Raw genomic sequence first — 24,955 nt, forward strand, 5'->3', positions numbered from 1 at the left:
CCGAGAAGAAGGAGAAGGAGCTGTGTCAGCCTCTCGGAGAAGATTCGCGGGCGCCGTCGCCGCGGCGGTGCTCGCCGTGGCAGCCGGCGGCACACTGACGGCCCCACAGGTGTCGGCGGCCACGCCCGACGCCACCTACAGCGTGACCGTCGGTTCGAAGGGGTCCTGGACGCGTCCGGACGACACCCCGGCCGCCGGCTACATCGACAAGGACGGAACCTTCTACTACCAGCAGGCCCACGCGCTCTACGGAGCGAATGACAGCCGCCGCTGGACCTTCTACAGCGGCGCGGACTTCGACACCGCCACCCGGTCCGCCATCAGCGACGCCGTGAACCCCGCCAACGGCAACGACAAGAACAACGACACCACCTGGCGCTGCAACAACAGCCCCACAGGCGTCGAATCCACCTACGCGCCCACGGGATCGGGCTACGCCCAGCGGAACTACTGCGACCTCGCCGGAGTGTGGGTCGACCCCGACACCGGAGACTGGTACGGGCTCGTCCACAACGAGTTCACCCCCCAGCCCTTCGGGGACGGCATCCACTACGACGGCATCGACTACGCCGTCTCCACCGACCAGGGCCGGACGTGGACCATCAAGAACCACGTCATCACCTCTCCGTACAGCACCAGGCGGGGCGACACCGCCGCGTTCCCGCAGCAGACCTACGACTACGGGGACGGCGATCCGCGGCTGTTCGTCGACACCGCCTCGGGCTACTTCTACGTCTTCTACGGCTCCCGCGTCGTGGACAAGGGCGGCAGCTGGAAGGCGTTCCACGCCCACGTCGCCCGCGCCCCCATCTCCGCCAAGATGGCCCCCGGCTCCTGGCAGAAGTGGTACGGCGGCGCCTGGTCCCAGCCCGGTGTGGGCGGCCAGGAGAGCAACATGGTGCCGGTCGACGCCTCCAGCACCACCGGCTACACCCCCACCACCAAGGAGTACGACCCCGCGAACGCCGGCACGGTCAGCCAGCAGGTCGCGGCGGGCACGATGCCCCCGACGTCGCCCCTCTTCGTCATGGACATCACGTACAACGCCCACCTCGGCCTGTACATCGGCGAGCCCCAGGCCGTGAACCAGGACGGAACCGCGCCGCAGCAGTTCTACGCCACCGACAACCTGGCCACCCAGCAGTGGCGCCTCATCGGTGACACCGGCAGCTACACCAACGCGTCCTGGTACCGCTGGTTCCTCGACGGGGTGAACCGCACGAGCTCCGGAATCGTCGGCAAGAACTTCCGCTCCTACTGCTCGTTCGGATGCTCGGGCGGCTCCTCCGGCGAGTACCTCAACCTCTCGATCGGCACCTCCGCGCCGGCCGCACCGGTCGACACCAGCCGGACCTACCGGATCGCCGAGACGGGCGGTCGCGTCCTCGCCCAGGTCAGCGGCGGCTCCACCACCACCTCACAGGCCACCGCGACCGGATCGGCTCTGGAGACGTGGATCTTCAGCGGCAACGGCGACGGCTCCTACCGCATCGCCAACGCCGCGACGGGCGGCCTCCTGGGCGTCGACTCGGCGTCCACCGCCCAGCGGGCGTGGGGCACCCGGCCCACCGTCACCGAGCCGGGAGTAAACGGCCCCACGGTCGGCCAGCAGTGGTTCGTCATCCCCGGAACGTCCTCCTCCGACGGCGCCGCCACCGGCACGTACCGCCTGGTCAACCGCTACAGCGGACTGGTCATCGGCATGTCCGCCGACTCCACCCGGCTCGCCGAGACCACCCCGGCCCGCTTCTGGACCGGAACCGGCGGAGCGGTCGGCGGCTCGCGCACCGCTGCCGAGCAGACGCTGACGCTCACCGCGGTGGGGACGGCCCCCGCCAACCTCGACGGCGTCCACACCCTCGTGGCGGCCGGCAAGGCCCTCGACGACCCCGACCACAGCACGACCGCGGGCACCCAGCTCGTCACCTGGACGCCCACCGGCGGCGCGAACCAGAAGTGGACGTTCACCCAGCAGCCCGACGGCTCGTACGAGATCAGGAACGTCGAGTCCGGTCTCTGCGCCGACGTCAGCGGCGGTTCCACCAAGGCGGGCGCCAAGGTCGTCCAGTGGTCGTGCACCGGCGGCACCAACCAGCGCTGGACGGCCACCCGCAAGCCGGACGGCACGTACACCGTCGCCTCCCTGAAGAGCGGCCTGCTCCTCACCACCGCCTCCACGTCCGACGGCTCCTTGGTGACCCAGCAGCGGGACACCGGCTCGACCCTCCAGAGGTGGACCATCGGCTGACCTCCCTTTGGTCCCTCTGGAAGAAGCCGCGCTTCTTCGGGGAGTACGAGACAAGGAGGGTCTTCGTCCGCTGGTGGTACAGGCGGCAGCACACTCACCCGGCTGCGCCGCGCAGCCGGGTGAGTGTTGTCCGCAGAATTCTCTCCGGTCGGTCGCGCCCTCCTGCTGTTCGCCCGAACGGTCCGTCCGCGTTGCTCCCGGGCGTGCGGGAGCCTCGGATGGAAGCGGCGAGAACGAGACCGCCGTCCCGGCGAGCTTCGGCCCGATGAACAGGAGCGCACCCCCATGTACGTTCGCACCATCTACGCCATCGGTGATCCCGCCAAGATCGACGCGTGCGTGGACGCCCTCCGCGAGGAGGCCCCCAGGGCGTTGGCCGGTCAGTCCGGATACCGGGGCTTCGCCCTGTTCACCGACCGTGAGCTCGGCAAGATCCTCACGGGTTCCTGGTGGGAGAGCGAAAAGGCGCTGCGGAACAGCGACGATCAGCTCAAGGAGCGACGCGCGACGATGCTGGCGCCGTTCGCGGACACCATGACGGTCGACAGCTGGGAGGCGGCGGTGTTCACCCCTCCTGCGCAGGTCGAGCCCGGCGCGGGTTTCCGCCTGACCCGGTTCGAGGTCGCCCCGACCGACGCCGACCTGCTGGTGGAGACGTTCCGGAGCGCCACGCTGCCCAAGGTGCAGGCCATTGCGGGCTTCGAGAGCGCGGCGATGCTCCTCGACAGGGCCAGGGGCCGCGGCAGCGTGGGTGTGCTCTACACCGATCAGGCCGCGCTGGCAGCCTCCCGCGGCAAGCAGTCGGCGGCCCGCGGCGAAGCGGTCACGAGGACGGGGGTGTCCATCTGCGGCCTTGAGGAGTTCGAGGTGGTCACGCTCGAACGCCGGTAGGGCGTCCACGCGTGAGCAGAGTGGTCTTCCCCGCGCCGAGGAAGCCGGACAGAACGGTCACCGGCAGGCGGTCGCGCGACGTCACGATCAGCCCTCGGGGTGGATGAGGCCGCGCTCGTACGCCTTCACCAGGCGCTGCGGGACCTGGTGGACGGAGCCGTCGACGGTGATCGGCACCAGCTGGGGCGTGGTCGCCTTCCACTGGGCGCGGCGGTGGCGGGTGTTGCTGCGGGACATCTTCCGCTTGGGAACGGCCATGGGAGGACTCCTCGGTCTCGCGGACGGTGCGCCGAGGCTATATGAAAATGGGTCCCATTATCAATGTGGCTTGAGGTGGCGTACGAGAGCGGCGGCACCCTCTCTGGACCGGAGGCCGGCTGCTGGGGTCGTCGCCACCAGGAGGGTGTCGGTGGCCTCGATCTGCCGGACTGCGGTCACCGTCGCGGTGATCGGCTCGCCCTGCTCGGCGCCTTGCCGTGGCCGCGCGTCGTATCCGCCGGGGAACGCGCGGTCGCCGGCGCGTGTGACCCGCGTGCTCAGGGGCCGGGATGCGCTCAGGCGCCCCGGCCCCCGGGCCGTGCGTGGGTCAGGAAGCGGTCAGCTCAGTGCGGACGAGCCGGGCAGCGGTGACCAGGTTCTCCAGGGAGGCGCGGGTCTCCGGCCAGCCGCGGGTCTTCAGGCCGCAGTCGGGGTTGACCCAGAGCCGTTCGGCGGGGATGGCCTCCAAGCCCTTGCGCAGCAGATCGGCGGCTTCCGCGGTGCTGGGGACGCGTGGGGAGTGGATGTCCCAGACGCCGGGCCCGGCCGCGCGCGGGTAGCCGTGGGCGGCGAGTTCGCGGGCGACCTGCATGTGGGAGCGTGCGGCTTCCAGGCTGATGACGTCGGCGTCGAGGTCGTCGATGGCCTGGACGATGTCGCCGAACTCGGCATAGCACATGTGGGTATGGATCTGCGTGTCCGGCCGCACCCCGCTGGTCGTGAGGCGGAAGGCCTCGGTCGCCCAGGCCAGGTACGCGGCGTGGTCGGTGGCGCGCAGGGGCAGCGTCTCGCGCAGCGCGGGTTCGTCGACCTGGACGACCGCGGTGCCGGCGGCCTCCAAGTCGTTCACCTCGTCACGGAGGGCGAGGGCGACCTGGCGGGCGGTGTCGGCGAGGGACTGGTCGTCGCGGACGAAGGACCACGCGAGCATGGTGACCGGGCCGGTGAGCATGCCCTTGACCGGCCTGGTGGTGAGGGACTGGGCGTACGAGGTCCAGCGGACCGTCATCGGCGTGGGCCGGGAGATGTCGCCGGCGAGGATCGGCGGTCGGACGTACCGGGTGCCGTACGACTGGACCCAGCCGTGCTGCGTCGCGAGGTAGCCGTGGAGCTGCTCCGCGAAGTACTGGACCATGTCGTTGCGTTCGGGTTCGCCGTGCACGAGGACGTCGATCCCGGCCTTCTCCTGGTAGGCGATCACCTCCTGGATCTCAGCCCTGATGCGCTCCTCGTAGCCGTCGGTGTCGACCCGGCCGGCTCGCAGGTCCGCGCGTGCGGCGCGCAGTTCGTCGGTCTGCGGGAAGGAGCCGATCGTGGTGACCGGCAGCGGCGGCAGGCCGAGGTGGGCCCGCTGGGCGGCGGCCCGCTCCGGGTACGGCTGGGAGCGCCGCGCGTCGGCGTCGGTGACGGCGGCGGCACGGGCCCGTACGACCGGGTCACGCGTGAGGGGGGAGTCGGCGCGCGAGGCGAGGGCGGCTCGGTTGGCGGCGAGTTCCCCTGCGATCGCGCCGGTGCCCTTCGACAGGCCCTTGGCCAGGGTCACGATCTCGGCCGTCTTCTGCCGGGCGAAGGCGAGCCAGCGCACGATCTGCGGGTCGGCGTCCTTCTCGGCGGACGCGTCGAGCGGCACGTGGAGGAGGGAGCAGGAGGCGGAGACGTCCACCCGCTCGGCGAGACCGAGGAGGGTGCCGAGGGTGGCGAGGGACTTCTGCAGGTCGTTCACCCAGATGTTGCGGCCGTCGACGACGCCGGCGACGAGCCGCTTGCCGGGGAGGCCGCCGACGGCGGCGAGGGCGTCGAGGTTGGCGGCGGCTGGTCCGGTGAAGTCCAGCGCGAGCCCCTCGACCGGTGCCTTGGCCAGGACGGGCAGGGCGTCGCCGAGCCGGTCGAAGTAGGAGGCGACCAGCAGCTTCGGCCGGTCGGTGAGCGCGCCGAGGTCCCGGTAGGCGCGTGCGGCGGCGTTCAGTTCGGCCGGGGTGCGGTCCTGGACGAGGGCCGGTTCGTCGAGCTGGACCCACTCGGCCCCCGCCGCCCGCAGGTCGGCGAGCACCTCGGCGTACACGGGAAGCAGCCGGTCGAGCAGGGTCAACGGCTGGAAGGCGACGGAGACCCCAGGTGCGGGCTTGGCGAGCAGCAGGTACGTGACGGGGCCGACCAGGACGGGCCGGGCGGCGAGGCCGAGGGCGAGGGCCTCCTTCAGCTCGGCGACCTGCCGGGTGGAGTCGGCCGTGAAGCTCGTGTCCGGGCCGAGTTCCGGCACCAGGTAGTGGTAGTTGGTGTCGAACCACTTGGTCATCTCCAGCGGGGCGACCTCCTGCGTACCGCGTGCCAGGGCGAAGTAGCCGTCCAGGGCGTCGGCGGCGACGGCTTCGCGGTGGCGTGCGGGGATCGCGCCCACCATGACGGTGGTGTCGAGGACGTGGTCGTACAGCGAGAAGTCGCCCGTGGGCACCTCGTCGATGCCCGCCTCGGCAAGCTGTCGCCAGTTCGCGGCGCGCAGCTCGGTGGCGGTGGCGTGGAGGGCGGCGGAGGTGACCCGGCCCGTCCAGTACCCCTCGATCGCCTTCTTCAGTTCCCGGCCCTGTCCCTGGCGGGGGTAGCCGTACACGGTGGCCCGTGCTGCCGCGGCTGCGGACTTCGTGGTCACGGAGATCTCCTTCGCGAGATGAATCCCTGAGATCCCGGGAACGGGGAGAGCGCGAAGGGGTGACGGACCGGACGGGACGCGCGCGTGGCAAGGCACGATCGTCCGCCTGGTATGTACGCCGACCCGCCCTCGAGGTCACCGGGATGTCCGCGCGCGGAACCGTCCGCGTGCGGGCAACGGGCAGGTCTTCGGACTCGCGGGCACGCCCACCGGGATCAACCGGCGGACTCCTACTGGCCGTCGCTTCCCAGACCCGTTCGGGCCCAGTGCGTATGACGGCGGTCGTTCCCGCTCACCGCTGCGGGGCAGTCCCGGATTCCCACCGGGTTCCCTCTTACGACGCATCCCGCCTGGCTGACGGGGCGAACCAGCTGCGCGCACCACACTACGAGGACCGACCGCTGTGGCACGGCGAAGTCCAGAATCCGGACGGTGAGGTCGGACACGCGGGTGGGAGCGTGGCACGGCGAGAGGGCGGGAAGCGCCACATCGCCTCCCGCCCTCCCCACGCGGACCGTCGGACCCTCATCCGATGTTCCGCGGTGCCGCCCAGGGTCGTCAGCCCGGGCCACCGGGTCTCTCCTCCCGGTCGTACACGTGGAACCCGCGACCGGTCTTGCGGCCCAGCAGGCCCGCCTCCACCATCCGCAGGAGCAGCGGCGGCGGGGCGTACAGGGGTTCCTTGAACTCGTCGTGGAGCGACTCGGCGATGGAGGCGACCGTGTCGAGACCGATCAGGTCGGCCAGCCGGAGCGGGCCCATGGGGTGGGCGCAGCCGAGTTCCATGCCCCGGTCGACGTCCGGGGCGGTGGCGAAGCCCGACTCGGTCATCCGGATCGCGGACAACAGGTACGGGACGAGGAGGGCGTTGACGACGAATCCGGCCCGGTCGGCGGAGCGGACGACGGTCTTGCCCAGGGTGTCCGTGGCGAACTGCGTCACCGTCCTCGCCGTGGTCTGCGAGGTGTGCAGGGTGGTCACGACCTCCACCAGCGGCAGGACCGGCACGGGGTTGAAGAAGTGCAGTCCGACGACCCGGTCGGCGCGGCCGGTGACCATGCCGAGGCGCATGACGGGGAGCGAGGAGGTGTTGGTGGCGAGGATCGCCGCCGGATCGGCGACGATCTTGTCGAGCGCGGTGAACACCTCGGTCTTGGCGGCGGCGTTCTCGGTGACGGCCTCGACCACCAGCTGCCGGTCCGCCAGGTCGGACAGTTCCGCGGTGGCGGTGATCCGGCTCAGGGCGGCCTCGGCGGAGACACGGTCGAGTCTGTTCCGCTGTACGGCTCGTTCGAGGGAGACGGCGATCCGCTCCCGGGCGGCCCGCGCCGCCGGACGGGTCACCTCGCGCAGGACGGTGTCGAGCCCCGCCCGGGCGCACACCTCTGCGATGTCGGCGCCCATCTGTCCGCCGCCCACGACGCCCACGCGCCGGATGTTCCCGCTCACGCCCGCGGCTCCGGGATGCGGACGAGGTGGCGCGTGTACGCGGAGGGGGTGAAGAAGGACGGCAGTTCCATGGCGAGAGCGGTCTCCTCGAACAGTTCCCGCACCCGGTCGACGGCCGCCCAGGGATACTCCGCGCCGAACCTGGCGAGTTCCTCGTCCGTGATCCGCAGGACGGTCTCGCGGTCGAGCACCCGGTGCCGCAGCCACTGCCAGATCTGGACGCGGGCGATCTCGGCGGTGGCCGCGTCCTCCATCAGGCCGTGGAGGGCGACGGCCCCCTGGCCGCGCAGCCAGGCGTCGAAGTAGCGCAGGGCGACGGCGATGTTGGTGCGCACGCCCTCCTCGGTGGGCGGGCCGCTGATCCGGCGCACGGAGAGCAGGTCGGTCGCCGTCGTCTCCACGTCGTCCCTCGTCCGGTGGATCTGGTCCGTGCGATCGCCGAGCACGCCGTCGAAGACGTCGCGGCAGACCGGTACGAGTGCCGGGTGGGCCACCCAGGAGCCGTCGAAGCCGTCCTCGGCCTCGCGTTCCTTGTCGAGCCGGACCTTGGCGAGAGCGGCCTCGTTCGCGTCCGGGTCCTTGCTCGGGACGTGGGCGGCCATGCCGCCGATGGCGTGGGCGCCGCGCCGGTGGCAGGTGTGTACGAGGAGGTCGGTGTACGCGCGCAGGAAGGGGGCGGTCATGGTGACCTTCGCCCGGTCGGGCAGCAGGAAGTCGGTGCGGTGACCGAAGGTCTTGATGAGACTGAACAGGTAGTCCCAGCGGCCGGCGTTGAGGCCGGAGCTGTGCTCGCGCAGCTCGTAGAGGATCTCCTCCATCTCGAAGGCGGCGGTGATGGTCTCGATGAGCACGGTCGCCCGCACGGTGCCCTGGGGGATGCCGAGGAGGTCCTGCGCGAGGACGAACACGTCGTTCCACAGCCGGGCCTCGTAGGCGTTCTCCAGCTTGGGGAGGTAGAAGTACGGGCCGTGCCCGGCGTCGATCTGCCGCTGGGCGCAGTGGAAGAAGTACAGGCCGAAGTCGACGAGGGAGGCGGGTACCGGAGCGCCGTCGAAGGACAGGTGTTCCTCGTCGAGGTGCCAGCCGCGCGGCCGGACGACGATGGTGGCGAGGTCTTCGCCGAGGCGGTACTCCTTGCCCTCCGGCGTGGTGAAGTCGAGGCGCCGCTCGATCGCGTCGAGCAGGGTGAGCTGGCCGCCGATGACGTTGTCCCAGGTGGGGGCGGTGGCGTCCTCGAAGTCGGCCATCCAGACGCGCGCCCCGGAGTTGAGCGCGTGGACGGCCATCCGCCGCTCGGGCGGGCCGGTGATCTCGACCCTGCGGTCGGTCAGGCCGGGCGCGGGCGGGGCGACCCGCCAGGAGGAGTCGGCGCGCACGGCCGAGGTGGCGAGGGGGAAGTCGAGCGGGGAGCCGGTCGCGAGCCGGATGGCGCGGCGGCGCCGCTCCTTCAGGAGCCACTGCCTGCGTGCGCCGAACGCGGCGACGAGCCGGCCGACGAACTCCAGGGCGGGGGCGGTGAGGATCTCCTCGTGACGCTCGCCCGGCGCGGCGAGGACGCGAAGCCGGTGGGGCGGGGCACTGATGGTCATCGGATGCTCCTGGGCTGGGAGGGAAGGGGGCGGGCGGACGTGGACCGCCGGCCCCCGGTTCGGCAGGGCGGCGTACCGGGCGGGGCTCGGTGCACACCGCCGCCCGGGGCAGGACGTCCTAGTGGAACTGCTCCTCTTCGGTGGAGCCGCTCAGCGCCGTGGTGGAGGAGGTCGGGTTGACGGCGGTGGAGACCAGGTCGAAGTAGCCGGTGCCGACCTCGCGCTGGTGCCTGACGGCGGTGAAGCCGTGCTGCTGGGCGGCGAACTCGCGCTCCTGGAGGTCGACATAGGCGGTCATGCCGTGCTCGGCGTAGCCGCGGGCCAGGTCGAACATGCCGTGGTTGAGGGAGTGGAAGCCGGCCAGGGTGATGAACTGGAACGCGTAGCCCATGGCGCCCAACTCCCGCTGGAACTTGGCGATCTGGTCGTCGTCCAGCGCCGCCTTCCAGTTGAAGGACGGCGAGCAGTTGTACGCCAGCATCCGGTCCGGGTACCGGGCGTGGATCGCCTCGGCGAACTCGCGGGCCTGGGCGAGGTCCGGGGTGCCGGTCTCGACCCAGATGAGGTCGGCGTACGGGGCGTAGGCGAGGCCGCGGGCGATGACCGGGGCCATGCCGTTCCGGACCCGGTAGAAGCCCTCCGCCGTACGCTCGCCGGTGACGAACTCGGCGTCGCGCTCGTCGACGTCGCTGGTGAGGAGGTTGGCGGCGAGAGCGTCGGTGCGGGCGACGATCAGGGTCGGCACGTCGGCGATGTCGGCCGCGAGCCGGGCCGCGTTGAGGGTGCGGATGTGCTGGGAGGTGGGGACGAGGACCTTGCCGCCGAGGTGGCCGCACTTCTTCTCGGAGGCCAGCTGGTCCTCGTAGTGGATGCCCGCCGCGCCGGCCGCGATCATCGCCTTGGTCAGCTCGAACGCGTTCAGCGGACCGCCGAAGCCGGCCTCGGCGTCGGCGACGATCGGGGCGAGCCAGTCCGTCGTGTCCGTGCCGCCCTCGGCGGTGGCGATCTGGTCGGCGCGCAGCAGCGCGTTGTTGATCCGACGGACCACCTGCGGCACGGAGTTGACCGGGTAGAGGCTCTGGTCGGGGTAGGTGTGGCCGGCCTGGTTGGCGTCGGCGGCGACCTGCCAGCCCGACAGGTAGATCGCCTGGAGGCCTGCCCTGACCTGCTGGACGGCCTGCCCGCCGGTCAGTGCGCCGAGCGCGTGGACGTAGTCCAGCTCGTGCAGCTGCCGCCACAGCCGCTCGGCACCGCGCCGGGCCAGGGTGTGCTCCTCGCGGACGCTGCCCGCGAGCCGGATCACGTCCTCGGCGGAGTAGGTGCGCTCGATGCCCTTCCAGCGGGGCTCCGTGGCCCAGCGTCGCGCCAGCTCGTCGGCGGTCTGTGCCGCTGCGGATGTCCCTGCCTGCGCCATGGTGGTCTCTCCTGTACGGTGTCGGACTCTGCGAAGTTGCGAAGAGGGTGTGGGCGGCCCGCCGGGCACCGGCCGAGAGCAACCGGGTTCCTACGACGTCAGGGCATGAGCCGCGCCCCGATTCCCCTCACCTGCCTGCCTGATCGACGGGCCGTGGTGCGACTCTGGCACTGGCACCCAGTGCCATCAAGCGTGCCCGAATGCCAAGTTCTGCGAAGTTTTTCCCGCGACTTTGCGAAGTCTGCGAATCCCCTCGTGCCTTAAGGTGTGGCCCTATCGGTCTGATCGGTCTGATCGGTCTGATCGACCTGGGAGGAGAGCACGCGTGAGCAAGGTCTACGCCGGGGCGAGACTGCGGCGGCTGCGCGAGGACCGCACGATGGGCCAGGCCGAACTGGCCCAGGCCCTCAGGCTCTCGCCCAGTTATCTCAACCAGCTGGAGAACGACAGGCGACCGCTGACCGTCTCCGTCCTGCTGCGCGTCACCGAGGCGTTCGGCGTCGACCCGGAGTTCTTCTCCGAACGGGACACCGTCCGGCTCCTGGCCGACCTGCGCGAGGCGCTGGCCGACGACCTCGACCGGGACGCGCTCTCCGCCTCCGACCTCAAGGACCTCGTCTCGCGCCTTCCCCAGGTGGCCACGCTCCTGCTGGACCTCAGCCGGGGACACCGCACCCTCACCGAACGCCTCGCCGAACTCACCGCAGGACGCGCCGAGTCCACTCCGACCGTCGGCCGCACGCCTCACGAGGAGATCCGCGAGTTCTTCTACCGGCGCCGCAACTACCTGCACGACGCCGACTGCGCTGCCGAAGAGCTGGCGTACGAGATCGGCATCCGCCGGGGCGAGGTACGGCAGGCCCTCGCCACGCGCCTCGACGAACGCCACGGGATCCGCATCGCCACCGATGCCGACACGCAGCTCCACCGCTACGACCCCGCCACCCGGATCCTGCACCTCTCACCCCGGCTGCGCCCCGGCCGGCAGGCGTTCCGCATGGCCACGCAGCTCGCCCTGCTCGAACACGCCGACCTGCTGAGCGCGTACGCCTCCGAGGACTACGAGGAGGGCTCGACCACCTGGTCCCTGGCCCGCATCGGCGTCGCCCACCACTTCGCCGCCGCGCTGGTCCTCCCGTACCGGACCTTCCACGCCGCAGCCGAGGAGACCCGCTACGACATCGAGCGCCTCACCGACCGCTTCGGCCTCGGCTACGAGACCGTCTGCCACCGCCTCAGCACCCTGCAACGCCCCCGGCTGCGCGGCGTCCCGTTCTCCTTCGTCCGCGTGGACCGGGCCGGTAACATGTCCAAGCGCCAGTCCGCGACCGGCTTCCACTTCTCCCGTGCCGGGGGGACCTGCCCGCTGTGGAACGTGTACGAGGCGTTCGCCGCGCCCGGCCGCATCCACGTCCAGGTGGCCGCGATGCCCGACGGACAGCGCTACCTCTGGACCGCCCGCACCGTCACCCGCCACCGCGGCGGCTGGGGCGAACCCGGCAAGACCTTCGCCATCGGCCTCGGCTGCGAGATCCGCCACGCCTCGCGGCTCGTCTACTCCGACGGCCTGGACCTCGGCAACAAGGCCGCCGCCACCCCGATCGGCATGGGCTGCCGCGTCTGCGAACGCCTCGACTGCCCCCAGCGGGCACTGCCGCCCGTGGGCCGCACGCTCGCCGTGGACGAGAACGCCGGCTCCTTCGTGCCGTACGCCGTGGAGGACACCCGATCGGGGTGACGGAGCGGGGTGTCAGGACAGGCCGGGGAGCACGACGTCGAGCGTGGGTACGGGACGCGGCGTTCCTTCGGCGTCGATCGCGACGAAGGTGAGGAGCCCGGTGGCGACCTCGGTGGCGGGGCCGGAGCTGTTCCACCGCTCGGCGGTGACACGGACGCCGACGGTCATGGACGTCCGGCCCGCACGCTCCAGTCCGGCTTCCACACTGAGCAGATCCCCGGCCCGTACCGGGGCCAGGAAGGTCATCCGGTCGACGGACACGGTGACGGCGGGTCCGTCGGCATGCCGCCCGGCGGCGGCCGCGGCGGCATCGTCGATGAGCTTCATCATCACGCCGCCGTGGATGGTGCCGTACAGGTTCGTGTCGTGGTCGCTCATGATGTGGGCGAGGACCACCCGGGAGTCGTCCGGCGTCTTCGTCGTACGGGCAGGGCTGGTGACGGTGCGATCGGCCACGTCAACTCTCCTTCGCGAGTCGCGGCAGGGCTTCTCCGCACGCGCGGGGTGCCGGCGTGCGGGCAACGGGCAGGTCTTCGGACTCGCGGGCACGCCCACCGGGTTCGACCGGCGGACACCTACTGACCGTCGCTTCCCAGGCCCTTCCCGAACCCAGTGCGTATGACGGCGGTCGTTCCCGCTCACCGCTGCGGGGCAGTCCCGGATTCCCACCGGGTTCCCTCTTACGACGCTCCCGCCTGGAGGACGGGGCGAACCAGCTGCCCCGCCAGCCTACGGCAGCGAGGTCACACCCCTGTCGAGGACCGATGACCCGGTGTGCGCGGTACCGCGTGGCCCGCGCCGATGGGGCCGTTCGGCCCCTACTGCCAGGGGGCGCCGTTCGCGTTCACTGCTGAGGGACCTCCGGCCCACCGACGCTCCGGTGCACGGGTCGGAGGTCCACCGGCAGTTCTCGCGCGAAAGGCACGCACATGGGTCGTCAGACCACACCGGATCCGGGACACGTCGTCGTCGTGGGAGGAGGTGTCTCCGGTCTCGCCGCCGCCCACCGGCTCGTCGAAACCGGGACCCGTGTGACCCTCCTCGAAGCGTCCGGACGGCTCGGCGGGAAACTGCGAACGGGGGAGATCGCGGGCGTGCCCGTGGACCTCGGTGCGGAGGCCCTGTTCGCGCTGCGGCCCGAGGCGGTCGACCTGGCGCGCGCCGTCGGACTCGGGGAATGCCTGGAGCCGGCCGTGACGACCTCGGCCGCCGTGTGGAGCCGTGACACCCTCCACGTCATGCCCCAGGGCCACGTCATGGGCGTACCGGGCGACTGGGCGGCTCTGGGGGGCCTGATCTCCCCGGAGGGGATCGCGCGCATGAAGGAGGACCGCACCCTGCCGCCTACCCCCGTCGGAGGGGACATCGCGATCGGCGCGTACGTGGCCGAGCGATACGGCAGAGAGGTCGTCGACCGGCTCCTGGAGCCCCTGCTCGACGGCGTGTACGCGGGCGACGCCTACCGGATCTCCCTGCGTGCGGCGGTACCGGCCCTCTTCGAGGCGGCCCAGAAGCACGGCTCACTGCTCGACGCCGTCGCCTCCCTCCGACAGAACCCCTCGGGCGCCGCGCCCGCGGGGCCGGTCTTCATGGGCATCACGGGTGGCATCGGCCGGCTGCCCGGCGCGGTCGCCGAAGCCGTACGCGCCCGAGGCGGGGAGATCCTGCTCGACAGCCCGGCCCGCGCCCTGAGCCGCACCGAAGACGGATGGCTGATCTCCACCCCCGACCGCCGGTTCCTCGCCGACGGCGTCGTGATCGCCGCGCCCGCGTGGTCCGCCGCACAGCTCCTGGAACCCGAGAGCCCCGCCGCCGCGACGGAGCTGTCCGGCATCGAGTACGCCTCACCCGCCCTCGTGACCATGGCGTTCCGCCGCGCGGACCTGCCCGTCCTGCCGGGAGGCAGCGGCTTTCTCGTCCCGCCGGTCGAGGGGCGCACCATCAAGGCCGCCACCTTGCTCACGCACAAGTGGCGCTGGCTGCGGGAGACGGCACCGGGCCTCTTCGTCCTCCGCACCTCCATCGGCCGGTACGGCGACGAGCAGGCTCTCTACCTGGACGACACCGAACTCGTCGAAGCCGCCCGGTACGACCTGGGTGCCGTCCTGGGGCTCACCGCGGCGCCCGCGGCGGTCAAGGTCAGCCGTTGGCACGACGGGCTGCCGCAGTACGCGGTCGGCCACACCGCGCGGATCGAGCGAGCCAGGGACGCGGTCGCGAAGCTGCCGGGGATACGGCTGTGCGGAGCGGCGTACGACGGGGTGGGCATCGCCCACTGCGTGGCCAGCGGCCGGAGCGCGGCCGACGAGGTGCTGGGAGCCGCGTGACGGCGGGGGAGCCCTGAGCCGTCGGGGCGGCCCGCAGGACCGAGTGCCACTCGTCTTCTCTCCCGCACCCGGCCCGCGCGATGCGGGCGCCCCCACAGCAGAACGCTCCGGGACCGGACAGGTCCCGGAGCGTTGCGCTGTCGGGCAGGTCACTCGACGCGGACGAGGCGGATGCCCGTGACCAGGTCCGGGCGGATGCGGACGACCTGGTCCATGTGCTGGTCGGTCCAGGGACGGAGCGCCGCCTTGTAACGCGCGGTCTCCTGAGGGTCGGTGACCAGGCGGCAGTATCCGGTCACCACGACGCTCCACCCGAGACGGCCGTCGATGTCGATGTCGTCGGCCTCGTACGCGACCACCACGCCCAGGGCGCCCGCCTCCTGGGCTCCGCTCGTGAGGGCGGAGTCCTCGTGGGTGCCGATGACGATGTCGCCCCCGTCCACGATGTGGTGGACGGGGCGGATCGCGGGCAGCGCGTGCCGCGTGAAGACGATCCGGCCGACGGGAGTCCCGGAGAGGAGCCGCAGGGCCTCGCCGGGGTCCAGTTCGACGCTGCGCCGCGGCTCCGCGCCGGCTCTGTCCCCTGGGTCCTTCACGTGATGGGCTGCCTTGTCGTGCACGGTGCCTTCCCGGGGGTTCGCTGGTGTCGCGCGGCCGGCGCGGGGCGGGACCGGCGGCCCCGATGCCCCTCAGTACAGGGCACACGACCGAGGCCTGGAAGGGCCGTTCGGCCCCTGTCGGCCCGGTGACCGGGCCCGGTTCACTGAGCTCGGGCCGGAGCGGCCCGGTGAAGGAACGACCGACGAACGCCCGGAGGGCGAGGAGGCGAGGGCAATCGATGATCGCGGCGGTGGGACATGCCGACCTGCCCCCGGACACGCTGAGAACCGTGGAACGCGAGCTGCGCCTGCGCATGGAGCGGCTCGGGGATCCGGCGTCCGGTCTCGTCCGGGTGGGTTCCGGTCTCTCGGCGGCATTCGGGCGAGCGGTGCGGGCAACGGGCCGGCGGCTCGTCGTACTCCTGCCCGCGCAGGGCGCGGTGCCCGCGGCGCTGCCCCCGCTCGACCTGGAGCCGGCCCGGGAGGTGATGGCGCTGGCCGAGCAGGTCCGACTGCTGGCCTACGACCCGGGCGACCGCGACGCCTGCGTGCGCGCCGACGAAGCGCTGATCGACCAGTGCGGGCGACTCCTGGCCGTCTGGGACGGCTCGCCGTCCAACGGGCGTGACGCCACCGCGCACATGGTCGCGTACGCACGGGCGCGCGGAGTGACGGTGGAGGTCGTGTGGCCGGTGGGAGCGACCCGCGGGGGCATACACCCGGCAGCCCCGGCCCCAGACCTGCCCACCGCGAGGGAAGTCCGAGATGACCAGCGTTCTGCGTGACCACGCCACCGCCTCTCGTACGGAGGCGGCCATCGGCCGTACCACCGGATCCACCCGCACGTTCGCGTGGCTCCTGGTGATCACCGGGGGGCTCGGTCTCCTCGCCTCGTTCGTGATCACGCTCGACAAGTTCCTCCTGCTCCAGGACCCGGGCTTCATGCCGTCCTGCAATCTCAGCCCGGTGCTCTCCTGCACCGACGTGATGCGCAGCGAGCAGGCGTCGGTGTTCGGCTTCCCGAACCCGATGCTGGGCCTTGTCGCGTACGCCGTCGTCGTCGCGATCGGTGCCGGCGCGCTCGCCGGGGCCCGCTACCGCCGCTGGTTCTGGCTCGGGCTCCACCTCGGGACTCTGCTCGGCGTGGGCTGCTGCATGTGGCTGATGAGCCAGGCGCTCTACGAGATCGGCGCCCTGTGCCTCTGGTGCAGCCTGGCCTGGGCGGCGACGATCGTCATGTTCTGGTACACGACGGTGCACAACCTCAGGCACGGGATCGTGCGCGCACCCAGGTCGGTGGTCGCCGTGGTGGCGGAGTTCCACTGGGTCGTGCCGGCCGTCTGGTGCGCGAGCGTGCTGCTGCTGATCGCGACCCGTTTCTGGGACTACTGGCGGGGCTTGTGGTGAGCCGGTGGGGTGAGACCGTGCCGGACCACCTGCCGCGGCCCGGGTGTACCGGCCACGGCCCTGGGGGACGGCCGGGCCGCACCGGGGCCGGCACCCCGGGTCGCGGAGGCGAGTCGACCACGGGGAGCGGACCGCCGGACAGGGCCGAACGGCCCTACCGGACCAGGGCCCTTCGGCCCCGAAGGGCCGGTGCCATACTGACGCTCGTTTCGCGGGCGGCCGTGCTTCGGCACGGCCGCGGAACCGCCGCTGTCGTGGCGGACGTACCGCCCTTCGTCCAGGAGTTCTCGGTGAAGCCCCGTCCTCTTCCTCCGCCCGCCCCGACCGCCGGCGTCCCCACCGCCGCACCGGTGCGGGTCTTCCTGCTCGACGACCACGAGGTCGTCCGCAGGGGTGTGCGCGATCTGCTCGAAGCCGAACCCGACATCGAAGTCGTCGGCGAGGCGGCCACCGCCCGCGAGGCGCTCGCCCGGATCCCCGCCGCGCGACCGGACGTCGCCGTCCTCGACGTACGCCTGGGCAGCGCGACCGGCGGTGACCACGAGGGCGTCGAGGTGTGCCGAGAACTCCGGGCGGAGCTGCCGGACCTGGCCTGTCTCATGCTGACCTCCTTCGACGACGACGAGGCCCTGTTCGACGCCATCATGGCCGGCGCGGCCGGCTACGTGCTGAAGCAGATCGGCGGCTCCGACCTGGTCGCCGCCGTCCGCACGGTGGCCACCGGCAGGTCGCTGCTCGACCCTCGGATGACGAGCCGCGTGATGGCGCGGATCCGGGGCCCGGAGCCCGCGCCCGAGACGGCCGCGCCCGGAGCGCTGGACCGCCTCTCGCCCCGCGAACTGGAGATCCTCGACCTCATCGGCCTGGGCCTCACGAACCGGCAGATCGGCGAGCGGCTGTTCCTCGCGGAGAAGACCGTGAAGAACCGGGTGTCGTCGATTCTCGGCAAGCTGGGAGTGGGGCGGCGGATCCAGGCGGCGATGATCGCCGAGCGGCTCCGCGAGCCGCAGGGGAACCCTCAGTGACGCGCGGGACGCTCTCCCCAGGAGGGCGGCGCGGGCTCAGTCGGCGGACAGCGGCGCGGTCCAGGTGACCCGCGTGCCACCGTCCCGGGGTTCCTCCAGGTGCAGGGTTCCCCGGGACTGCGTCGCGCGCGAGCGCATGTTGACCAGCCCGCCCGTCGGGGTGGCCGCCCCGAGACCGGCACCGTCGTCGGTGACCGTGAGCACGAGACGATCGGCCGAGTCCGTGACCGAGAGCACCACCTCGGCCCGTCCTGCCCGGGCGTGCCGGGCGGTGTTGCTCAGCGCCTCCGCCGTCACCGCCAGAACGTGCTCGGCCAGGGCCTCGGGGACACCGGTGTCGACCGGCCCCAGGATCCGGAGTGCCGGAGCGAACCCCAGGTGCTGTGCGGCCAGTTGGACCGTCTCGGCCATGCGCCGACGCAGCGCGGGTCCGCCGCGGTCGTCGTCGGTCGTGCGCAGCTGGAGAATCGTCGACCGGATGATCTGGATCGTGGTGTCGAGATCGTCCACGGCGCGGGTGATCCGCTCCGCAGCTCCCGGATGGTCGACGACGCGGGTCGCGCTCTGCAGCGTCATGCCCGTGGCGAACAGCCGCTGGATGGCGACGTCGTGCAGGTCGCGGGCGATGCGGTCGCGGTCGTGGAGCACGGCCAGCTCCTCGGACTCGGCCCGTCGCCGGGCGAGTTCGAGGGCGATCGCCGCCTGATCGGCGAAACCGCTGATCAGCAGGGTCTCGGTGGCGTCGAAGCCCGGTCGCCCGGCTCTCCGGCTCAGCCGCAGGGCACCGCACACGGCGTCGTCGACAGGGAGGGGAACGGCCACGACGGGACCGTGCTCGTCTCCGGCCGTCCCGCCGAGCGGCAGCGCCCGGGGGTCGGTGCGCACGTCCGTCGTGACGACCGGCCCGCGGATGCTCGCGGCGAGGCCCGCCAGCGAACCGGACGCCGGGAGAACGGCTCCGTGGACGATCTCGGCGGTGTCACCGTGCGCCACACGCACGGTCAGATCGCCGGTCGACGGGGAGCCGGCCGACGGGGAGCCGGCCGACAGGGGACCGGCCGAAAGGGGACCCGTCGACGCCGGCCTGGCCGGCCCGGAGGGGAGCAGCACGGCGGCGAGATCGGCGTCGGCCACCTCCATGGCCCGTCGGGCGATCAGGCGCAGCACCTTGTCGGTGTCCGTGCCCGCGAGCAGGGTTCGGGTGATCTCGCCCAGGGCCTCGAGGCGGTGTTCCCGGCGACGACTGTCGTGGTAGAGGCGGGCATTGTCGATCGCGACACCTGCCGCCATCGACAGCGTCGTGAGGACCGCTTCGTCGTCGGCGTCGAAGGCGCCGCCGCCCCGCTTCTCGGTGAGATAGATGTTGCCGAAGACCTCGTCCCGCACCCGGATGGGCGCTCCCAGGAAGGTGCGCATCGGCGGGTGATGGGCAGGGAAGCCGAAGCTGCTCGGATGCCGGGTGAGGTCGGTGAGCCGCAGCGGGGTGGGGTTGCTGATGAGTTCGCCGAGGATGCCGTGGCCGCAGGGCGCCGGACCGATCCTTGCGGCGAGGTCGTCGGCCATGCCCACCGGCAGGAACTGGGACAGCTTCTGACGGTCGTCGATCACGCCGAGGGCCCCGTACTCGGCGTCGGTGAGGCTGACGGCGGCCTCCACGATGCTCCGCAGCACCTGCGGGAGTTCGAGATCGCGGCCGAGATCCATGACCGCGGTGAGCAGGCCGTGCATCCGGTCCGGGACGTCGAGGCGAGGCCAGGGCGGGGGCTCGTGCGGCGGAGTGTCAGGCATGTGTGCTGTCGGCTCTCGTTGACTCTCGGAGGGTTGTACGCGTTGCAGCGTACGTCGCGTGCGAGCGGTGAAGAGAGGGCCGTTCGGCCCTGCCCCGCAGTACGCGGAAGGACTGTTCGACCCTATCCGGGCCCCGGTGCCCGCCGACGATCATGTGGCGGCGGCCGGGAAGCGCCCGAGGAATCCCCCGTACGAGGACGCTTCCCGGCCCGTTGGCACTACACGCGGAAGTGGAGGTCGTCGTCCGGTGGACGAGGCACGCAGTACTCAGATGAAGGCCAGGGAGACAGGTCTTCCCGAATCGCCCGCAGAGGGCCCCTCTCGGTCGGCCCGGCCCTCGTGGGTGGGGTGGCTGACGACCACCGACCACAAGCAGATCGGCACGCTCTACCTCTGCTCCGCCCTCTTCTTCTTCGTCATCGGTGGTGTCATGGCCCTGATGATGCGGGCGGAGCTGGCGCGGCCCGGGACGCAGATCATGTCGAACGAGCAGTTCAACCAGGCGTTCACCATGCACGGCTCGATCATGCTGCTGCTCTTCGCGATGCCGCTGTTCACCGGCTTCGCGAACTGGATCATGCCGCTGCAGATCGGTGCGCCGGACGTGGCCTTCCCCCGGCTCAACATGCTGGCGTACTGGCTGTACCTGTTCGGTTCGCTGATCGCCGCCGGCGGTTTCCTCACCCCCGGTGGGGCCGCGGACTTCGGATGGTTCCTCTACGCGCCGCTCTCCGACGCGATCCACTCGCCCGGCCTCGGCGCCGACCTGTGGATCATGGGCGTCGCGCTCTCGGGCTTCGGATCGATCGCGGGCGCGGTCAACTTCATCACCACGATCATCTGCATGCGAGCCCCGGGCATGACGATGTTCCGGATGTCGATCTTCACCTGGAACGTACTCCTCACGTCCCTGCTCGTGCTGATGGTCTTCCCGGTCCTCGCGGCGGCGCTCTTCGCTCTCGAATGCGACCGGAAGTTCGGCTCCCACGTCTTCGACCCGGGCAACGGCGGCGCGTTGCTGTGGCAGCACCTCTTCTGGTTCTTCGGCCACCCCGAGGTCTACATCCTGGCCCTGCCGTTCTTCGGCATCATCTCCGAGGTCGTCCCGGTCTTCAGCCGCAAGCCGATGTTCGGATACATAGGCCTGGTGGCCGCGACCATCGCGATCGCCGGCCTGTCGGTGACCGTGTGGGCGCACCACATGTACGTCACCGGTGGCGTGCTCCTGCCGTTCTTCTCCTTCATGACGTTCCTCATCGCCGTACCGACCGGCGTGAAGTTCTTCAACTGGATCGGAACGATGTGGAAGGGCTCGCTGTCCTTCGAGACCCCGATGCTCTGGGCCACCGGCTTCCTGATGACCTTCACCTTCGGTGGTCTGACCGGCGTCATCCTGGCCTCGCCCCCGATGGACTTCCACGTCTCCGACTCGTACTTCGTCGTCGCGCACTTCCACTACACGCTGTTCGGCACCGTCGTCTACGCGATGTTCGCCGGTTTCCACTTCTGGTGGCCCAAGTTCACCGGCAAAATGCTCGACGAACGGCTCGGCAAGATCACGTTCTGGACCCTCACGGCCGGCTTCCACGCCACCTTCCTCGTCCAGCACTGGCTCGGTGCCGAGGGAATGCCCCGCCGCTACGCCGACTACCTGGAGGCCGACGGCTTCACCGCCCTCAACACCGTCTCCACCATCGGCTCGTTCCTCCTCGGCCTGTCCTTCCTGCCGTTCTTCTACAACGTCTGGAAGACCGGCCGTTACGGGAAGAAGGTCGAGGCCGACGACCCGTGGGGCTACGGCCGTTCGCTCGAGTGGGCGACGTCCTGCCCGCCGCCCCGGCACAACTTCCTCACCCTGCCGAAGATCCGCTCCGAATCCCCCGCGTTCGACCTGCACCACCCCGAGATCGTCGCCCTCGACCGGCTGGAGAACCGGTCCGACGCGACGGCGGACGTCCGGTGAGCGCAGCCGTCCTGGCGCTGGGTGTCGGTGCCGTGACCGCCTCCGGGTGCGTCTGGTACGTCCCCGCGCTCGTCGACCTGCGCGCCGGCGCGGACCGACCCGTCTCCCGCCGCCTGGCCGCGACGGCCTGTGTCACCGGCTGGACGACGGCCGGTGTGACCGCCCTGCTGCTCCTCGTCGGAGTCCCCGCTCCGTTCCTCCTCGCGGTGGCGGCAGCGGGTGTCGCCGCGAGCGCCACGGCGCGCGCGAGCGCGGTGGTTCGGCGCCACCGCGAGGAACGGGAGGACGCCGCCTGCTGGTCGGCCCTGGACTCCGCCCCGCCCCGCAAGACGCCCCGCCCGGCCCGGTACGCCGTCGCCCTCGGCCTCGGCGCGGGCCTGGCCGTCGCCGTGGTGGCCGCACTGCTCCTGCCGGCCTGAGGCCCGAGCCACGGAGGGAGTGGTGCGGTGACCCCGGCACCGCACCACCACCCTCGCCGGCCGGTCCGCCCCCTCGTGCGCACGGCGGGCGAAAGGGCCGAACGGCCCTGTCCGTTGGGGCCGGACGGCGGCATGTCAGCGGTGCAAGACTGACGTCGCTTCCCGCCATAGGCACGGTGCTGCCGCTACCACCGGGGCGGCGTCGGCGGACATCCCCGCTCGCGGTGCGTCATCGCCCCGCGTGCGCGCCGGCCCCGGCCGCCGGCCTGCTCCGACACGACCGGGTACGGGGCGCGGGACATCGCACGGAGAGAGAGCACGTACTTGAGCACCATCACTGGCCACGCGTACGACGAGTACCACGCGCTCCTGGCGCGCCAGGACGCGATGCGGCTGCGCCGGCGGCTGCTCTCCTCGCGCGGGGCCGCCGGGCCGGAGGGAGGTGTGCGCGCGTTCGACGGGATCGACGACCAGGAGACGATCCATCGCCATCTGTCGTCGGTGACCCCCTTCAGTGACCTCATCGCGCACCTCTATCAGGCGATGTTCGAGCAGCATCCGTATCTGCGGGGGCTGTTCCCCGACTCGATGGACTTCCAGCAGGCTCATCTGGAACGGGCCTTCTGGTACCTGATCGAACACCTCGACCGGCCGGACGAGGTGGCCGACTTCTGTGCCCGCCTCGGCCGCGACCACCGCAAGCTGGGGGTGCGGCCCGTGCACTACGAGGTGTTCGAGTCCGCGCTCACCGCCGCCCTGCGCCGCAGCGCGGGCGACCGATGGGTCGAGGAGCTGGAGCAGGCCTGGGTGCGGATGGTGAGGTTCGCCGTGGCCGCCATGGTCGGTGGCGCGCACGAGGCGCTGGCCGAGCCCGCCTGCTGGAACGCGACGGTGACGGAACACCGGGTGTGCGGTTCCGGCGTCGCCGTCCTCCGGGCTCGCACCGCGGAACCGTTTCCCTACCGGGCCGGGCAGTACGCCAGGCTGGAGTCCCCGCTGCTGCCCCACGCCTGGCGGCCGTACTCCATGGCCTGCGCGCCCCGGACGGACGGCGAGCTGGAGTTCCACATCCGCCGTACAGGCCCGGGCGGGGTGAGCGACGCGCTGGTGGCGCACACCCGCGTCGGTGACCCGCTGCGCATCGGGCCGGCGCAGGGCACCATGACGCTGGACGGCCCGACACGCGACGTACTCATCGTGGCAGGTGGCACAGGATGGGCCACGGCCAAGGCACTCCTGGACGAGCTGGCCTCGCGCCGCCCGCACGGCCACAGCGCGCACCTGTTTCTCGGCGCGCGCACGCTGGACGATCTGTACGACACGGCTGCCCTCACCGAGCTGGAGACTCGCCACCCCTGGCTGCGCATCGTCCCGGTCATCGGTGAGGGTTCCGGCGCCGCCGGTGACATCCCGCTGGTCGAAGCGCTGGCCCGGCACGGCGACTGGTCCGGACACGTCTCCTACGTGAGCGGCCCGCCCGGCATGGTCGCCGCCACTGTGGAGGGGCTGACGGCGATGAACACGCCCGTGGACCGCATCCACCACGACCCGGTCGACGGGACGTCTTCCCCCCTGCCGTCCTGGAGTACCAGCGCGCGCATCGCATAGCCGCCTCGGTCGAGGGGCCCGAGACCCGGTCGCCATGCCTGGTGACCGTGCGCCGAACGGGCGCACTAGCGATGTGGCCCCGGGCCTCACCGCCCCTGCGCGGTTCAACGGCCGGCGGCCTCACGCAGGAACGGGGGATGCCGTGCGGCCAACTCCTCTTCCACCCACGCCAGACGCTCCTCCAGAGCACGGTGGCGTCCCTGCTGTGCCGTCGCGCGCAGCCGGCGGAGCAACTCGCGGGCGCGGGACAGCACCATCGGAGCGTCCGAGGCCGCACGGCACAGGTCGTCGAACCCGACCCGGACGAAGTCCTCCCAGGACGGCAGGCACATCACCACCCGCACGGCGCCCTGCTCGTCGGCGATCGTCCGGTCGCCGAGGTCTGCCGACGCGATCGGCCGGAGCAGGCCCTCGACGGCGTCCAGGACCTGGACGGCCGTCGCGGGGTCGTTGATCGCGGGGGAGAGGGCGCGCAGCCCGATGTCGGACAGGAGCCGGAAGGCCAGCGTCGGATCCTGGTGGAACGTACGCTCAAGGCCTCCGATCACCGCCGCGGTCACCTCGGAGTCGGGCACGCGGCCACCGCGGACCTCGGCCACCACGTCCCCCGGGTGGAGAGTGGACCCCACCGGTACCTTCAGGACCACCACCGCGTCCGCCCGCGTCGCCACCCGTACCAGCCGCAGCAGGTCCACTTGCGTCACGAGGACGGTGTCACCGGCCCAGACGACGGTCGCCGTCGTCTCCGGCAGGTGGTGTGTCCCACCGGCGTCCGGTGTGGCGTCGTCCGTATCGTCCGCCGACGCGTACAGGGCTTGGAGGACGTCGCGCCCCCGCTTGCGTACGTCGTCGAGGACGTGCGACAGCTGGATGGAGCGCAGGGCGATCAACTGCAGCCGCCGTACCAGTACGAGAGCGGCCGCTGTCAGCACCAGGGCCGTCGTGGGCACGGCCACGGACACGGTGCGGTGCGAGCCGATGGCCAGCATCGCCGTGACCGAGAACACCAGGATCCCCACCACGAGGGCGAAGACCCGCCACACCACCGGGTCGTACCGGAACAGGACGAGCCGGTGACTGAAGTTCCCCGCCGCCCACTGCACCACGAGGAACAGCAGCGAGAAGATCAGCGTCGCGACGCTCAGTACGCCGACGCCCATGCCCTTCAGAACGTCGACGGCCCGCTGCGCCGCGACCTGGTACCCGCCGCTGATCCCGGGAAGGGCCAGCCCCAGTGCGAGCCCCACGGCCGCGGCGAACACTTGAGACACGCCCGCGCGGAGTGCGCGCCGCGGCCGTACCACCCGCTCGGCCGACCGGTCCGGACCGAACTGCATCGTCGGCGGGGCGTCCACAGGGAGTCTCCGATCAGGCGCACGATCGCAGCGAGGAAACGCTCGGGCCACGGACGCACCGATGCAAGGCGACATGCCGTGGTTCAGCCGATGTCCGGCTCCGGTACGACCGCCGCCTCGCCCAGGAGCCGGCCGCACGTCGTGCTGGTCCGATCGACGCCAGGCCGCCTACGCGGCGGCGAGAAATGCCGGTTACGCTGCATTCATGTGTCCCAGGCATAGCGTGAGGC

Annotated in this window: 19 protein-coding genes, 1 pseudogene and 2 riboswitches; of the genes and pseudogenes, 10 read left to right on the forward strand and 10 right to left on the reverse strand. The window is 71.6% G+C overall.

From position 1 onward, the window contains the following. Positions 1-22 precede the first annotated feature (22 nt). Both AC07AW_RS13640 and AC07AW_RS13645 read left to right on the forward strand, forming a co-directional pair. A complete protein-coding gene (locus tag AC07AW_RS13640) occupies positions 23-2,248 on the forward strand; it encodes an RICIN domain-containing protein (RefSeq protein ID WP_478815621.1) in 2,226 nt (741 codons plus the stop codon). A gap of 285 nt (positions 2,249-2,533) precedes the next feature. Continuing rightward, entirely contained in the window at positions 2,534-3,139 is a 606-nt protein-coding gene (locus AC07AW_RS13645; protein WP_478815622.1) for a hypothetical protein, read from the forward strand. Here the strand turns inward: AC07AW_RS13645 and AC07AW_RS13650 are convergent. The 6 genes and pseudogenes from AC07AW_RS13650 to aceA form a co-directional block, all read right to left on the reverse strand. Then, positions 3,126-3,224 (reverse strand): annotated as a pseudogene (locus AC07AW_RS13650) (GTP-binding protein); the annotation flags it as partial. The gene AC07AW_RS13645 and the pseudogene AC07AW_RS13650 overlap by 14 nt on opposite strands. A 2-nt stretch (positions 3,225-3,226) precedes the next feature. Then, positions 3,227-3,397: a 50S ribosomal protein L32 gene (gene rpmF, locus AC07AW_RS13655; protein ID WP_478815623.1), complete on the reverse strand. Its 171-nt coding sequence runs from the start codon at positions 3,395-3,397 to the stop codon at positions 3,227-3,229. A 328-nt stretch (positions 3,398-3,725) separates the two neighbouring features. Next, complete coding sequence (metE, locus tag AC07AW_RS13660; RefSeq protein ID WP_478815624.1) at positions 3,726-6,044, reverse strand: 5-methyltetrahydropteroyltriglutamate--homocysteine S-methyltransferase; 2,319 nt, start codon at positions 6,042-6,044, stop codon at positions 3,726-3,728. 162 nt (positions 6,045-6,206) lie between these two features. Then, positions 6,207-6,431: riboswitch (cobalamin riboswitch) on the reverse strand. A 171-nt stretch (positions 6,432-6,602) separates the two neighbouring features. Beyond that, positions 6,603-7,493, reverse strand: coding sequence for a 3-hydroxybutyryl-CoA dehydrogenase (locus AC07AW_RS13665; protein WP_478815625.1), 891 nt, complete (start codon positions 7,491-7,493; stop codon positions 6,603-6,605). After that, complete coding sequence (gene aceB / locus AC07AW_RS13670; protein ID WP_478815626.1) at positions 7,490-9,082, reverse strand: malate synthase A; 1,593 nt, start codon at positions 9,080-9,082, stop codon at positions 7,490-7,492. The genes AC07AW_RS13665 and aceB overlap by 4 nt, the downstream gene beginning before the upstream one ends. Positions 9,083-9,200: 118 nt before the next feature. After that, positions 9,201-10,496, reverse strand: coding sequence for an isocitrate lyase (aceA, locus tag AC07AW_RS13675; RefSeq protein WP_478815627.1), 1,296 nt, complete (start codon positions 10,494-10,496; stop codon positions 9,201-9,203). A 325-nt stretch (positions 10,497-10,821) separates the two neighbouring features. Here aceA and AC07AW_RS13680 point away from each other — a divergent pair, with 325 nt between their 5' ends. Then, positions 10,822-12,234, forward strand: a complete 1,413-nt coding sequence (locus AC07AW_RS13680) for a short-chain fatty acyl-CoA regulator family protein (RefSeq protein ID WP_478815628.1) — start codon at positions 10,822-10,824, stop codon at positions 12,232-12,234. Between the two features lie 12 nt (positions 12,235-12,246). Here the strand turns inward: AC07AW_RS13680 and AC07AW_RS13685 are convergent, their stop codons facing one another. Then, positions 12,247-12,690 (reverse strand): acyl-CoA thioesterase, encoded by a 444-nt coding sequence (locus tag AC07AW_RS13685; protein ID WP_478815629.1) that lies wholly within the window; start codon positions 12,688-12,690, stop codon positions 12,247-12,249. A gap of 51 nt (positions 12,691-12,741) precedes the next feature. After that, positions 12,742-12,966: riboswitch (cobalamin riboswitch) on the reverse strand. Positions 12,967-13,163: 197 nt separating this feature from the next. Between AC07AW_RS13685 and hemG the strand changes: the two genes are divergently transcribed. Next, a complete protein-coding gene (gene hemG, locus AC07AW_RS13690; RefSeq protein WP_478815630.1) occupies positions 13,164-14,561 on the forward strand; it encodes a protoporphyrinogen oxidase in 1,398 nt (465 codons plus the stop codon). 149 nt (positions 14,562-14,710) lie between these two features. Here the strand turns inward: hemG and AC07AW_RS13695 are convergent, their stop codons facing one another. After that, entirely contained in the window at positions 14,711-15,181 is a 471-nt protein-coding gene (locus tag AC07AW_RS13695; RefSeq protein ID WP_478815631.1) for a pyridoxamine 5'-phosphate oxidase family protein, read from the reverse strand. 218 nt (positions 15,182-15,399) lie between these two features. On the opposite strand from AC07AW_RS13695, the gene AC07AW_RS13700 reads away from it, so the two are divergent. The 3 genes from AC07AW_RS13700 to AC07AW_RS13710 all read left to right on the forward strand — a co-directional run bounded on the left by AC07AW_RS13700 (position 15,400) and on the right by AC07AW_RS13710 (position 17,592). Continuing rightward, the gene (locus tag AC07AW_RS13700; protein ID WP_478815632.1) at positions 15,400-15,945 is read left to right on the forward strand and encodes a hypothetical protein; all 546 of its coding nucleotides are present in this window, start codon (positions 15,400-15,402) and stop codon (positions 15,943-15,945) included. Continuing rightward, a complete protein-coding gene (locus tag AC07AW_RS13705; protein ID WP_478815633.1) occupies positions 15,926-16,567 on the forward strand; it encodes a vitamin K epoxide reductase family protein in 642 nt (213 codons plus the stop codon). Before AC07AW_RS13700 ends, AC07AW_RS13705 begins: the two co-directional genes overlap by 20 nt. Before the next feature lie 290 nt (positions 16,568-16,857). Beyond that, positions 16,858-17,592: a response regulator gene (locus AC07AW_RS13710; RefSeq protein ID WP_478816233.1), complete on the forward strand. Its 735-nt coding sequence runs from the start codon at positions 16,858-16,860 to the stop codon at positions 17,590-17,592. A gap of 36 nt (positions 17,593-17,628) precedes the next feature. Here AC07AW_RS13710 and AC07AW_RS13715 read toward each other — a convergent pair whose 3' ends face one another. Continuing rightward, positions 17,629-19,320, reverse strand: coding sequence for a sensor histidine kinase (locus AC07AW_RS13715; RefSeq protein WP_478816234.1), 1,692 nt, complete (start codon positions 19,318-19,320; stop codon positions 17,629-17,631). Positions 19,321-19,651: 331 nt separating this feature from the next. Here AC07AW_RS13715 and ctaD point away from each other — a divergent pair, with 331 nt between their 5' ends. From ctaD to AC07AW_RS13730, 3 genes are all read left to right on the forward strand, one after another. Continuing rightward, positions 19,652-21,343, forward strand: a complete 1,692-nt coding sequence (ctaD, locus tag AC07AW_RS13720; protein ID WP_478816235.1) for an aa3-type cytochrome oxidase subunit I — start codon at positions 19,652-19,654, stop codon at positions 21,341-21,343. Beyond that, positions 21,340-21,762: a hypothetical protein gene (locus AC07AW_RS13725; RefSeq protein ID WP_478815634.1), complete on the forward strand. Its 423-nt coding sequence runs from the start codon at positions 21,340-21,342 to the stop codon at positions 21,760-21,762. Before ctaD ends, AC07AW_RS13725 begins: the two co-directional genes overlap by 4 nt. A 324-nt stretch (positions 21,763-22,086) precedes the next feature. Then, a complete protein-coding gene (locus tag AC07AW_RS13730) occupies positions 22,087-23,370 on the forward strand; it encodes a globin domain-containing protein (protein ID WP_478815635.1) in 1,284 nt (427 codons plus the stop codon). 104 nt (positions 23,371-23,474) lie between these two features. On the opposite strand, the gene AC07AW_RS13735 is transcribed toward AC07AW_RS13730, so the two are convergent. Then, positions 23,475-24,617: a DUF2254 family protein gene (locus AC07AW_RS13735; protein WP_478815636.1), complete on the reverse strand. Its 1,143-nt coding sequence runs from the start codon at positions 24,615-24,617 to the stop codon at positions 23,475-23,477. Positions 24,618-24,955: the final 338 nt, after the last annotated feature.

It is taken from the genome of Streptomyces sp. NPDC044003 (assembly GCF_056435185.1).

Coding starts and splice junctions, on each gene's coding strand:
- ctaD (WP_478816235.1), top strand. CDS start 19,652: ATGAAGGCCAGGGAGACAGGTCTTCCCGAATCGCCCGCAGAGGGCCCC.
- hemG (WP_478815630.1), top strand. CDS start 13,164: ATGGGTCGTCAGACCACACCGGATCCGGGACACGTCGTCGTCGTGGGA.
- aceB (WP_478815626.1), bottom strand. CDS start 9,082: ATGACCATCAGTGCCCCGCCCCACCGGCTTCGCGTCCTCGCCGCGCCG.
- AC07AW_RS13705 (WP_478815633.1), top strand. CDS start 15,926: ATGACCAGCGTTCTGCGTGACCACGCCACCGCCTCTCGTACGGAGGCG.
- rpmF (WP_478815623.1), bottom strand. CDS start 3,397: ATGGCCGTTCCCAAGCGGAAGATGTCCCGCAGCAACACCCGCCACCGC.
- AC07AW_RS13645 (WP_478815622.1), top strand. CDS start 2,534: ATGTACGTTCGCACCATCTACGCCATCGGTGATCCCGCCAAGATCGAC.
- AC07AW_RS13715 (WP_478816234.1), bottom strand. CDS start 19,320: ATGCACGGCCTGCTCACCGCGGTCATGGATCTCGGCCGCGATCTCGAA.
- AC07AW_RS13700 (WP_478815632.1), top strand. CDS start 15,400: ATGATCGCGGCGGTGGGACATGCCGACCTGCCCCCGGACACGCTGAGA.
- aceA (WP_478815627.1), bottom strand. CDS start 10,496: ATGGCGCAGGCAGGGACATCCGCAGCGGCACAGACCGCCGACGAGCTG.